Here is a 10,636-nt window from a genome sequence, read left to right as displayed (position 1 = left end):
CAAGGGCGCCGTCTACGACAAGGTGGTGACGCTGGATGCCAGCGACATCGCACCGTCGCTCACCTGGGGCACCAGCCCCGAGGACGTGGTGCCGATCACCGGCGTCGTGCCCGATCCGGAGAGCTTTGCCGATCCCTCGAAGCGCGCCGCCGCGCAGCGCTCGCTCGACTATATGGGGCTCACCCCCGGCACCGCGATGCAGGACATTCCGGTGGAGCACATCTTCATCGGCTCGTGCACCAACAGCCGGATCGAGGATCTCCGCGCCGCCGCCGCGGTGGTGCAGGGCCGCAAGGTGGCCGATCGCATCCGTCAGGCACTGATCGTGCCGGGCTCGGGGCTGGTCAAACGCCAGGCCGAGGAAGAGGGGCTCGACCGGATCTTCCTGGAGGCGGGCTTCCAGTGGCGCGAGCCGGGCTGCTCGATGTGCCTGGCGATGAACCCGGACAAGGTTCCGCCCGGCGAACGTTGTGCTTCCACTTCGAATCGCAATTTCGTAGGGCGGCAGGGCCCGGGTTCGCGCACGCACCTCGTCTCGCCCGCAATGGCGGCAGCGGCGGCGGTGACCGGGCACCTGACGGACGTTCGCGAGTTGATGGCGAACAACGCGTAACTGATAAGGGGAGAGACGCCGTGAAGAAGGCGCTCGTCGCATTGATTGCCGGAACGATCCTGAGCGGTGTCGCCGCTGCCTATGCGGGTGCCTATCCGCGGCCGGAGGCGCCGATCAAGACCATCCCGGCGCTCGAGCGGAGTGTCGTCGCACCGCGCTGACGCGGGCGGCCGATTGCCGGAAATTGGGATGGCCGCCAGCCATTCGTTAGGAAAGCTGTGTCCATGCATCTGAACACCGTGTCGGCGGAGCGCCGCTGATGGAGCCGATCCAGCAGGTTTCGGGCCGTGCCTATCCCTGGGGTGCCAAGAACATCGATACGGACATCATCATCCCCGCGCACTGGCTGAAGACCACCACGCGCGAGGGGCTGGGCAAAGGCGCGTTCGAAAGCGTCCGCGCGGAGCCGGGCAATCTGTTCGACGATCCCCGCTATGCGGGCGCGCCGATCCTGGTGGCGGGCGAGAATTTCGGCTGCGGCTCCAGCCGCGAGCATGCCGCCTGGGCGCTGGCCGATATGGGCATCAAGGCGGTGATCGCGCCGAGTTTCTCGGACATCTTCTCGGGCAACGCGTTCAAGAACGGCATCGTCACCGTGGTGCTGCCGCAGGAGGCGATCGACCGGCTGGTGCAGGTGGCCACCGCCAACGAGATCACCGTCGACCTGGAGACGATGACCGTCACCACGGACTTCCAGGACCGCTTCGCCTTCGAGCTAGACCCGTTCCGCCGCGACTGCCTGATGCAGGGGCTGGACGAGATCGGCATGACGCTGGCACAAGATACCGCGATTTCGAAATTCGAATCCGCGGTTGCGCATGAACGCCCGTGGATCGCTGTAGGAGGCGGGCATGAAGGCATTGCTGTCGAAGGCGTCGGGCGGACCTGATACTCTAAGCCTGGAGGATCTGCCCGATCCCGTCGTGGGTAAGGGCCAGGTGCTGGTCGCGGTGCGGGCCTGCGCGATCAACTATCCCGACGTGCTGATCATCGAGGATCGCTACCAGTTCAAGCCGCCCCGGCCGTTCGCGCCGGGCGGCGAGATCGCCGGCGTGGTCGAGGCGGTGGGCGAAGGCGTCACCGACTGGGCGCCGGGCGACCGGGTGATCGCGGTGCCGGGCCATGGCGGGCTGGTCGAGAAGCTGGTGCTGAGCCCGGCGCAGCTCTACCGCCTTCCGCAAGGCCGCAGCTTCGAGGACGGCGCGGCGTTGCTGCTCACCTATGCGACGACGATCCATGCGCTGCTCGATCGGGGCAAGCTGAAGGCCGGCCACACGCTGCTGGTGCTGGGCGCGGCCGGCGGGGTCGGGCTGGCGGCGGTCGAGCTGGGCAAGGCGTTCGGTGCGACGGTGGCGGCGGCGGTCTCCTCCGAGGAAAAGGCCGAGGCCGCGCGGGCGGCGGGGGCGGACGCTACGCTCGTCTATCCGCGCGGGCCGCTCGACAAGGAAGCGTCGAAGACGCTGGCCGAGGCGTTCAAGGCGGCGGTCGGCCCCAAGGGCGCGGACGTGATCTACGATCCGGTCGGCGGCGACTATGCCGAGCCGGCGCTGCGCGCGATCGGCTGGGAAGGGCGCTACCTGGTGGTGGGGTTCCCGGCAGGCATCCCCAAGCTGCCGCTCAACCTCACCTTGCTCAAGAGCTGCGACGTGTGCGGCGTGTTCTGGGGCGCCTTCGCCGCGCGCGACCCGCAGGCCAACCGCGCGCATGTCGACACGCTGTTCCGGCTGTGGAGCGACGGCAGGATCGCCCCGCGGGTGACGGAGGTGTTTCCTTTCGCGGAGGGTGGTGCTGCGATCGCCAAGATGGCTGCGCGGGCGGTGATCGGGAAGGTGGTGGTGCGAGTTGCCGGGTAGATGCGATAGGATCATGCACCGCTCAACCGGTGGGGCGCTGATCCGTGCTTGCACGAGCGGGCGGCAATTCAGATAGTCTTCCGATTTAGAAGTCTTGGGAAAGCAGCATGTATCGGATCACGCTAGAGTGCGACGGCGTCCCCGCCTCGGCGGCAGAAGAAGCCGCTCGTGACATCGCGCAACATCTCAAGGCGCACTACCCGCATGAGAGCAATGTCAGGTGTTCGTTCGATGGCGAGAGGTTGCGCCTCGTAGCGGAGAACGATCACGACCCAGAAGGGCGTAATCTGATGGACGAGTTCTCCGACGTCATTTCTGCCAACATCGAGCCGTTCGACGGCGACATAAGGCTGATAAGTGTCGAGCGGGTCGGTTGAGCCGCCGTTCGTCGATCGACGACGTGAGGGGGGTGGAATGGCGGATATCGCGGAAGCCTTTTTCAGGCTTTGTTGGGAGTTTGGGATCGAATCCGCGTACCGGAGATGGGGGTGGCTCGGGGGGCTTGCCGCCTTCCTGGCTCCTTTCTTGATCGTTGGAGGCCTGATAGCCATCGCATTCTACGCGTTCACGGGGTAACCGCACCCGCCATCCGGAACCTCCCCCGTTGCCAGCGCCGCCCCGCCCTCCTATCTCGGGCCGGAGTTTAGGTAAGGGGCATGTAATGAGCACATTCGACGATCGCGAACGGGCCTTCGAGGCGAAGTACGTACGCGACGAGGATATGGCGTTTCGCATCACCGCGCGCCGCAACAAGCTGCTCGGCCAGTGGGCCGCCGCCAAGATGGGCCTCACGCCGGAAGAGACCGACGCCTATGCCAAGGCCGTCGTCCAGGCCGATTTCGAGGAAGCCGGCGACGAGGACGTGATCCGCAAGCTGCTGGGCGACATGCTCGCGGCGAATGTCGAGATCGACGATGCCACCATTCGCCGGACGATCGAAGAAAAGACCATCGAGGCCCGCCGTCAGCTGATGGAATCCAAATAACATGCCGATGCCCGCTGCCGAGATCGAGGCGCTGATCCGCGCCAGCATCCCCGACGCCCAGATCGAGATCACCGATCTGGCCGGTGATGGCGACCACTATGCAGCGCGCGTCGTCGCCCCCATGTTTCGGGGCATGCCGCGCGTGCGGCAGCATCAGGCCGTCTATGCGGCGCTGGGTGGACGGATGGGCGGCGTGCTCCACGCGCTCCAGCTGACCACCGAAGCGACGCCCGAGGAGTAAGCAATGACCGACGATACCCAGGCCCGCATCCAGCAGCTGGTCGACGGCAGCGACGTGCTGCTGTTCATGAAGGGCAGCCCCCTGTTCCCCCAGTGCGGCTTTTCCAGCCGCGCCGTGGCGATCCTCAACCATCTCGGCGTCGAGTTCGACAGCGTCGACGTGCTGCAGGACCAGGGCGTCCGCCAGGGCATCAAGGCCTTTTCCGACTGGCCGACCATCCCCCAGCTCTATGTGAAGGGCGAGTTCGTCGGCGGTTCGGACATCATGATGGAAATGTACGAGAGCGGCGAGCTGACCCAGTTGATGGCCGACAAGGGCGTCGCGGCTTCGGCCTGACGCGCGACCCTCGTACGGAATCGATCAAGGGCTCCTGCCAGTGGCGGGAGCCCTTTTTCGTTGGAAGGGAGACAGCGTCGCCGCCTCCCCTGCCTGGATCAGAATTTGAACCGCACGCCGGCGCGGTAGACCCGGCCGATCTGGTCGTAGAGCGCCGGATTGTTGAAGATCGTCGAGCGCGCCGGATCGCGATCGAACAGATTGTCGATCTTGCCGTAGAGCGTCACGTCCTTGATCACGTCGAAGGTCGCGCCGACGTCGAGATAGAAGGATCCCGGCATATAGGCATTGTCGATCGTCGGGCGCGCCGCGGTCGAGGCCGGGCAGCCGCTCTGGCAGACGACATATTGGTTGCCGATCGTGCCCGCGCTGAACCAGCGCTCCTGCACCAGCAGCGAGAAACGGCCGCTGTCATAGCTCTGCACCGCCAGCCACTTCCAGTGCGGTGTGGCGCCCAGATTGTTACCGGCATTGTCGACCGGGATCGTGCCCGGCAGCCCGGTATCGGTGATGTTGTTGATCACATGCGTCGCGAGCGCACGAACCGTGAAATTGCCCGGCAGGCCCAGCGGCCGCTGCCAGCGATAGCTCGCCTCGATGTCGAAGCCCTCGGTGCGGATCGAGGCGAGGTTGAACGCCTGGACGTTGATGAAATTCGGCCCAGCGGTGTTGCTCAGGTTGAACGCGCTGCAGGTCTCGGGCAGCACCTTCTGGAAGCAGAGCTGGACGATGTCGGTCGCCGCGAGGCTGGAGATCACCTCGTCGACCTTGATCTTGTACCAGTCGAACGAGAGGTTCAGGCCCGGCGCCCAGCCCGGATTGGCAAGCGTTATTCCCGCCGTGGTGTTGCGCGCGATCTCCGGCTTGAGCGCGGTGTTGCCGATCGCGTTCTGGATCACCAGCACGTTGGTGTTGGTGAAGGGATCGAAGAAATTGGGCAGCGTCGTCGTGACGGGGGCCGCGAACAGCTCGGAGAGGTTGGGCGCACGCACGTCGCGCGAGGTGACGCCGCGGATGCGGAATCCGTCGATCGGCAGATCCCAGGTGCCGCCGATCTTCCACGCCCACACCGTGCCCGAGGTGCTGTAGTCGGTCACGCGTACCGCGCCGTTGAGGTTGGCGCGGCCCAGCTTCTCCGAGTTGAGGAAGGGCAGGTTCGCCTCGAAAAAGGCTTCCTTCACGCTGTAGGCGCCCTGCCCGTTCTTGTAGTTGCCCGCATACCAGTTGTTGCCGCTCGCCAGCAGCACCGGATCGTTGGGATAATCGCCGCCCGGCGGAGTCGCATCGAAACCGGCGCCATAGGCGTCGGCAGTTACCTTGTAATATTCGTGCCGATACTCGCCGCCGAACGCGATCGACAGCGGCCCGGCCCAGAGATCGACCGGGGAGCCGGAGATGTTGATGCTCGCCACGTCCTGGGTCTGGCGGGTGCGCTGGAACGGGCCGTTTTCGGGCATGATGTAGCGCAGCGCCGCCGCGGAGGGATTGCCGCCGATGATGTTGAGCGGCTGGCAGCCGTTCGCCCGCGCGGTCGCATCGCGGCAGACGATCGTGCCGTTCAGCGTGGTCGCGTCGATCGCCTGGTTGAAGCGCCGCGACAGCAGGATGTTGCGCACGTCGATATCGGTATAGTTGGTGCCGTGCTCGCCATAGATGTCGTAGCTCCACGGCGTGCCGGCGACGTCGACCCTGCCCTTGCCGCCGAGTACGAAGCGATATTGCCGGCGATCGGTATAGACCCGCGTGTTGCCGAGCGCGGCATTGCTGGTGCCGTACTGGAAGCTCGTGATCCCGGCGGTCGCGCAGGCCTGCTGGACCAGCGCGGGCACATAGGGATTGGCGCATTGCAGCGTCAGGCCCGGCCGGTTCTGCCCGTTGACCGGCTGGTTGTTGGTCTTCACCTGGCCGATATTGGCGGTGACATAGAGCTCGTTGTCGGGCGTCAGGTCGAAGCCGATGCGGCCATAGCCGTTGATCCGCTCGATCGCCGACTTGAGCGAGCGGCCGGCATCGACGTTACCGGACAGGTCCCCGCCCTCGCAGAAGCCCGGAAAGCAGCCGAGGATCGTGCCGGCGGCGTTCTTCGCCGGCACGCCGTTCGAACCGTACTGGAACTGGAAGGGCTGGCCGGCCTGGTCGAAGGCGATGCCCTGCAGCGGCCCGGCGGTGATCAGGCCATATTTGGTGAAGGTGGTCGATTGCGCCCAGTCGCGCACCAGATATTGCGGCATCCCGTCGTTGAGCACGCCGCGATTGACCAGGGTCCGCTGGGTGAACCAGGTGCGGCCATTGGCGAGCTTGGTGCCGAACTCGCCGCCGCCGATGCCCTCTTCCTTGTCATATTCGGCGCTGCCGACGAGGTGGAGCCGGTCGCCCAGCGCGCTGGTGCCCGCCGCGAGCTGGACCAGCCCGGTGGCATCGTCGCCATAGGTGGTGATGCCGCCCTGGATGTTGCCGCGGATGCCCTTGAAGCGCGTGTCGGTGATGAAGTTCACCACGCCGCCCACCGCGTCCGAGCCATAGGATGCCGAGGCGCCGCCATTGACGATGTCGACGCGCTTGACGAGCAGCTGCGGGAACAGGCTGACGTCGGGCACGCCGGTGACGTTGGCGCCGACCACGCGCTGGCCGTCGAGCAGGGTCAACGTGCGGATCGTCCCCAGGCCGCGCAGCGAGAAGGAGCTGAGCCCCTGCTGCCCGCTCGAGGTGCTGAAGGTATTGACCTGCGTGCCCGACGAGCCTTGCAGCGACGGCAGCTGCGCGATGGTGGTGAACACGTTGGGCTGCGCGTTGGCGGCGATCTGCTCCTCGCCGAGCACCGTGGTCGGCGTCGGGGCGTTGAAGCCGCTCACGGCGATGCGCGAGCCGGTGACGATGATCTCGCTATCCTGCGCGTCGGTCCGCGCCTGCGGAACGGTGCCCTCGCTCGCCTGTGGCGGCGGCGCGGGCGCGGTCTGCGCCAGCGCGGACAGCGGCGCGAGGCACACCCCCGCGACGATCAGCCCGAGCGACGTGGTGCGCAGCAAGGCGCGGCGGCGATCCCTCTTGTCGTAGAACATCCTCACCTCCCATTTCGGCGTCCGATGGTTCGGACCGGCGGGGAGGCGACGGCGAATGCGTGGGGGGACGCACCGAACATGCCGGTCACGTCAAGACACACCATTCCTGTCGCGGCACAGCAAGTGCGCCACGGCTACCGATCGGTTCCTCTCCAGTCCAACGCCTTGGTTATCTTACAATTCGCACGAAAGACGTGTCCGAGACACGCTAGTGCGCACCACGGCCCCGCCCCTATCGAGCAATGTTCACGTTAACATTGCCACGCTATTGTTGACGGCAGGCGAAGTCAATAGTCCGTGTACATCGGGTTGCCCCGTTTGGGAGGCAGTGAAAACTCAGACCAGCGCCGCGCGATCTTCGCGGACAGTCAGCCGAGCGTTTCCTTCGGCGAGACATAGAAGGGGTCGTGCGCGAAGGGCAGCGGCGCGCCCGCGCGCAGCGCCGCCAGCACCGCGGCGAAGTCGGTTGCGCAGCGGAAGCCCAGCACGCGCTCGGCGAGGCTCGAATCATAGACGCGGCCGATGCTGGCCGGCAGCGTCCAGCCACGCGCCGCGTAGAGCGCCGGTGCATCGGGGAAGGCGCGCGCGATCACCGCGGCGGCGTCCTGCTTGAGCGCGGCACAGTCCGCGCGCGCAAAGGGTGTCGGCGCGGAAATCACGAACACGCCGTGGCCGATCGCCGGCGCACGCTCCAGCGCCACCAGATGCGCCCGCGCCGCGTCCTCCACCGTCAGGCGGCGGTGGAGCAGTTCGTTGGCCTTGAGATTCTCGCCCGAAGGCGTGGCATGGGTATCGTCGTCCTCGGGGAAGAAGCGGCCGGTGCGCAGCACGATCGTCGCGAGCCCCTGCTCTGCCCACGCAATCCGGCACAGCCCTTCGGCGGCGAGCTTGGTGACGCCGTAGATGTTGCGCGGCGCGATCGGCCCGCTCGCCTCGTCGAGCCACACCGCCGACTCGCCCGCCTCGTCGCGGATCGCCTGGCTGATCATCAGCGAGGTGGTGGAGGTGAACACGAACCGGTCGTGCCCCGCCGCCTTCGCGCATTCGAGGAGGTTCAGCGTGCCCGCCACGTTGACGTCGACGAAGGTCTGCGCCGGGTAGCGCACGATGTCCGGCTTGTGCAGCCCGCCGGCATGGATCACCGCCTCGACGCCATGTTCGGCGAAGACACGCTCCACCAGCGCGCGATCGGCGACCGAACCGAGCACGTTTGTGTCCACACCGGGCGCGACGTCGAGCCCGACGACCTGGTGCCCCGCCCCCCGCAGCATCGGCGCCAGGAAGCGCCCCAGCCAGCCCGACGATCCGGTGAGCAGGATCCGCATCAGTCACGCGCTCCATAGTTGCGTGCCAGCACCGCGCAGACGAACAGCTGGAGCTGGTGGAAGATCATCAGCGGCAGCACGATCAGGCTCACCGCGCCGCCGGGGAACAGGATGGTCGCCATCGGGATGCCGCTCGCCATGCTCTTCTTCGATCCGCAGAAGACGATGGCGATCTCGTCCTCCTTGCTGAAGCCCAGCTTGCGGCTGCCGAACATCGTCACCGCAATGACGATGCCGAGCAGCACCGCGTTGAACGCGAGCACCAGCGCCAAGTCGGCCAACGATACGCGGCTCCACACGCCGGCGACCATGCCCTCGCTGAACGCGGCGTAGACGACGAGCAGGATCGATCCGCGATCGACCACCATCGTCAGCAGCTTGTGCTTGAGGATGAACCCGCCGATCAGCGGCCGCGCCGCCTGCCCTGCCGCGAAGGGCAGCAGGATCTGCATCGCGATCGATTCCAGCTGGGAGAGCGAGAAGCCTGCGCCGCTATTGCTAGGCAATAGCAAGGCGGCGAGCAGCGGCGTGATGAGAACGCCGATCAGGTTGGAAAGCGAAGCGCTGCACAAGGCGGCCGGCACATTGCCGCGCGCGATCGAGGTGAACGCGATCGAGGACTGCACGGTCGAGGGCAGCAGGCAGAGGAACAGCAGCCCCAGCGCGATCCCGCCCGGCAGCACATGCCCGGCCACCGCATAGACCCCCAGCCCGAGGATCGGGAACAACAGGAAGGTGCTGAGGAACACCGTCAGCTGCAGCCGCCAGTTGGTGAGCCCCGCCCAGATCGCCGAGGGCGCCAGTCGCGCGCCGTAGAGGAAGAACAGCAGCGCCACCGCGATCGTCACCGCCTCGTCGGCGATGCTCGCCCACATGCCACGTGCGGGAAACAATGCGGCGAGGCCGACCGTACCGAGCAGCATCAGCAGATAGGGATCGATCCAGCGACGAAGGGCAGCCATGCGGGTACTCGCATCAGGGGAACTGCGGTGCCCCATGCGCGCGGCTGCAAACCCGCGCAAGCGCTCAGGCGGCCGCAGCCACCCGCACGGGGTGCAACGGCTCTCCCGCATCCGCCCAGTTGGTGCGACGCCGCACGAAGGGGTTTAGGAACAGGAAGGGCAGCTTCACGAACAGCAGCTCGGAGTGGATGAAGCTGTCGACCGCCCGCTCCCACCAGCGCGGTTCGCGCCTGCCATGCGCGCGCAGCCAGCCGTCATAGGGTGCCCAGTGGCTCGGCTCGTCCTTCTCGATGATGCGGAAGATGCGGGTGAGCACCTTGTCGCTCAGTACCGCCGGGTGGTTGAGCAGGATGTGGACCTGGCGATGGCCGCGCTGTTCGGTGAGCGAGATGACCCGACACAGCTTCTCGAACTGGGCATCGTCCTCGATCAGCTTCTGGGTATCGAGCGCGTCGATGGGACGACGGAACATGATCTCGACGAAGCGGTCGATATGGCCGCAGGTCCGGTCCACCGTCAGCGGCATCCGCCCCTGCAGCTCGAACCATCGCTTGAACATCTGGTAGTGCTTGCGCTCGTCGGCGCGGTGCTTCTCGATCGCGGCGATCAGCGCGTGGTCGTCCGGCGCCCGCGCGCGAACCGCCTCGAGCACCCGGTCAATGCTCGTATAGCCGCGATGCTCGTTGTAGATGTAGATCGACGCCAGCAGGTCGAGATAGCGGCGGCGGAACGCGGACAACATGGCCAGACGCTATGCGTCTGCCATATGTCCGTCAATCGGCGCCCTTGACAAAGAAATGGTCGATCACGTCCTTGGCGAGCCGCGCCGGGCGCTTGGTTTCCGCGTCGAGGCAGCACCAGCTGGATTTCACCTCCGCCAGCACCTCGGTGCCGCGGCGGATGATCGTCTCGTAGAAGGCGCGGGCGCCCTGCACCTTCTCCAGCAGCACCGTGGCGACCACGTCGTCTTCCAGGAAGGCCGGGCGGCGATAGGTGATCTCGTGCTTGAGCGCGACCCACAGATGCTCGGCCACCGCCTCGACCGGGGCCAGCGCCTGCCAGTGGCTCACCACCGCCGCCTGCACCCACTTCAAATAGGAGGCGTTGTTCACATGTCCCATGAAGTCGATGTCGTCCTGGGCGACATCGACCCGGAATTCGAAGGGAATCGCGGTGTTGCTCACCCTGTCATCATAGACCAGACGGGGCCAACAAGCGACCCGCACGCCCTCGAATCGACAATAAACCCGCGAACCGCCCGT

The 10,636-nt window shown here is 66.3% G+C and carries 13 protein-coding genes; 8 read left to right on the top strand and 5 right to left on the bottom strand.

The window, feature by feature from the left end:
• The 8 genes from CA234_RS21280 to grxD form a co-directional block, all read left to right on the top strand.
• Positions 1-613, top strand: a 613-nt coding sequence (locus tag CA234_RS21280) for an aconitase family protein (RefSeq protein ID WP_241213619.1), incomplete at its 5' end; no start/stop codon positions are given.
• 20 nt (positions 614-633) lie between these two features.
• Complete coding sequence (locus CA234_RS24500; protein WP_164521904.1) at positions 634-774, top strand: hypothetical protein; 141 nt, start codon at positions 634-636, stop codon at positions 772-774.
• 98 nt (positions 775-872) lie between these two features.
• The gene (leuD, locus tag CA234_RS21275; RefSeq protein WP_126002702.1) at positions 873-1,502 is read left to right on the top strand and encodes a 3-isopropylmalate dehydratase small subunit; all 630 of its coding nucleotides are present in this window, start codon (positions 873-875) and stop codon (positions 1,500-1,502) included.
• A complete protein-coding gene (locus CA234_RS21270) occupies positions 1,465-2,466 on the top strand; it encodes an NADPH:quinone oxidoreductase family protein (protein WP_206431272.1) in 1,002 nt (333 codons plus the stop codon). The genes leuD and CA234_RS21270 overlap by 38 nt, the downstream gene beginning before the upstream one ends.
• 107 nt (positions 2,467-2,573) lie before the next feature.
• A complete protein-coding gene (locus tag CA234_RS21265; RefSeq protein ID WP_126002701.1) occupies positions 2,574-2,843 on the top strand; it encodes a hypothetical protein in 270 nt (89 codons plus the stop codon).
• A gap of 284 nt (positions 2,844-3,127) precedes the next feature.
• Positions 3,128-3,451 carry a DUF1476 domain-containing protein gene (locus CA234_RS21260; protein WP_126002700.1) on the top strand — a complete coding sequence of 108 codons (324 nt, stop codon included), beginning with the start codon at positions 3,128-3,130 and terminating at the stop codon, positions 3,449-3,451.
• 1 nt (position 3,452) lies between these two features.
• Entirely contained in the window at positions 3,453-3,692 is a 240-nt protein-coding gene (locus CA234_RS21255) for a BolA family transcriptional regulator (protein WP_126002699.1), read from the top strand.
• Between the two features lie 3 nt (positions 3,693-3,695).
• A complete protein-coding gene (gene grxD, locus CA234_RS21250; protein WP_084582175.1) occupies positions 3,696-4,028 on the top strand; it encodes a Grx4 family monothiol glutaredoxin in 333 nt (110 codons plus the stop codon).
• Between the two features lie 98 nt (positions 4,029-4,126).
• Here grxD and CA234_RS21245 read toward each other — a convergent pair whose 3' ends face one another.
• The 5 genes from CA234_RS21245 to CA234_RS21225 all read right to left on the bottom strand — a co-directional run bounded on the left by CA234_RS21245 (position 4,127) and on the right by CA234_RS21225 (position 10,558).
• A complete protein-coding gene (locus CA234_RS21245; RefSeq protein ID WP_206431271.1) occupies positions 4,127-7,087 on the bottom strand; it encodes a TonB-dependent receptor in 2,961 nt (986 codons plus the stop codon).
• A gap of 368 nt (positions 7,088-7,455) precedes the next feature.
• On the bottom strand, positions 7,456-8,412 hold the full coding sequence (locus tag CA234_RS21240; protein ID WP_125972825.1) for an NAD(P)-dependent oxidoreductase: 957 nt from the start codon (positions 8,410-8,412) through the stop codon (positions 7,456-7,458).
• Entirely contained in the window at positions 8,412-9,374 is a 963-nt protein-coding gene (locus CA234_RS21235) for a bile acid:sodium symporter family protein (RefSeq protein ID WP_125972827.1), read from the bottom strand. Before CA234_RS21235 ends, CA234_RS21240 begins: the two co-directional genes overlap by 1 nt.
• A gap of 64 nt (positions 9,375-9,438) precedes the next feature.
• Positions 9,439-10,116 (bottom strand): ferritin-like domain-containing protein, encoded by a 678-nt coding sequence (locus tag CA234_RS21230; RefSeq protein WP_125972829.1) that lies wholly within the window; start codon positions 10,114-10,116, stop codon positions 9,439-9,441.
• Between the two features lie 31 nt (positions 10,117-10,147).
• Positions 10,148-10,558 carry a thioesterase family protein gene (locus CA234_RS21225; protein WP_125972831.1) on the bottom strand — a complete coding sequence of 137 codons (411 nt, stop codon included), beginning with the start codon at positions 10,556-10,558 and terminating at the stop codon, positions 10,148-10,150.
• Positions 10,559-10,636: the final 78 nt, after the last annotated feature.

The organism is Sphingomonas sp. ABOLE (assembly GCF_003950455.1).
Lineage (GTDB): Bacteria > Pseudomonadota > Alphaproteobacteria > Sphingomonadales > Sphingomonadaceae > Sphingomonas > Sphingomonas trueperi.
The sequence above is the reverse complement of the archived record's forward strand: the minus strand, read 5'-3'. Positions and strand labels throughout refer to the sequence as shown.